2 protein-coding genes are annotated in these 997 nt (G+C 69.1%); both read left to right on the forward strand.

All coding sequences use genetic code 11. The features are described from left to right. Positions 1-263: FCD domain-containing protein (locus HC022_RS27445; protein ID WP_167454481.1), on the forward strand; the 263-nt coding region annotated here is incomplete at its 5' end. A gap of 44 nt (positions 264-307) precedes the next feature. After that, on the forward strand, positions 308-997 hold a 690-nt coding region (locus tag HC022_RS27450; protein WP_175583762.1), incomplete at its 3' end, for a sulfite exporter TauE/SafE family protein.

Raw genomic sequence — 997 nt, forward strand, 5'->3', positions numbered from 1 at the left:
GCTTCCACGAGGCCATCAAGGCCGGGGCGCGCAACACCATCCTCGCGGGCACGCTCGACGAGCTGAACCTGCGCACCTCTTCGTGGCGCGCCGCCAACTTCGTCGAGAACCGGCGGCGGCTCTCGACCTCGCGGGCGGAACACCGCGCCATCGCCGACGCCATCCTCGAACAGGATGCCGAGGCCACGCGGCGGCTGATGCGCAGCCACGTCGCATCTTCCTACGTGGTGCTGGTCGATCTGCTCGCCCGGCGCCTTCCCTAGCTTTCCAAGGGCCGCGCGCCCGCATGTATCGACCGGAGACCCCTATGCCCGACCTGACGCTCCTGCTTGAACTGCTGGCCTTCCTCGTGGTGATCGGGGCATTTGCCGGCGTGCTGGCGGGGCTGCTCGGGGTGGGGGGCGGCATTGTGCTGGTCCCGGCCTTCTTCTTCACCTTCCAGATGCTGGGCTACGACGGGCCGCAGACCATGCAGGTCTGCCTTGCCACCTCGCTCGCGACGATCATCGTCACGTCCCTTCGCTCGGTCATCGGGCACAATCGCAAGGGCGCGGTGGACTGGGAGATCCTCAAGGGCTGGGCCCCGGGCATCGTTGTGGGCGCCATCGTCGGTGTGCTGGCGGCCTCGGCGCTGAAATCCTCGACCCTGCAGGCCATCTTCGGCGTGTTGGCGCTGATCATCGGGGGCTACATGCTGCTGGGGAAGACCTCGTGGCGGATCGCCGACCGCATGCCCGATGGCGGCAAGCAATATCTCTACTCGCCTTTCGTGGGCTTCCTGTCGGTGCTCATGGGCATCGGCGGCGGCAGCTTCGGCGTGCCGCTGATGAACCTGCACAATGTGGCGATCCACCGCGCGGTGGCGACGGCGGCGGGCTTCGGCGTGCTGATCGCAGTGCCCTCGGCGGTGGGCTTTCCGATGCTGACCACCGCGCCCGGCCCGCGCCCCCCCTCCACCCTGGGCGCGGCGAACCCCCCCCGCCTCCCTGCGGGCCTC

Origin of the sequence: Salipiger sp. HF18 (assembly GCF_011806505.1) — a bacterium.
Taxonomy (GTDB): Bacteria; Pseudomonadota; Alphaproteobacteria; order Rhodobacterales; family Rhodobacteraceae; genus Salipiger; species Salipiger thiooxidans.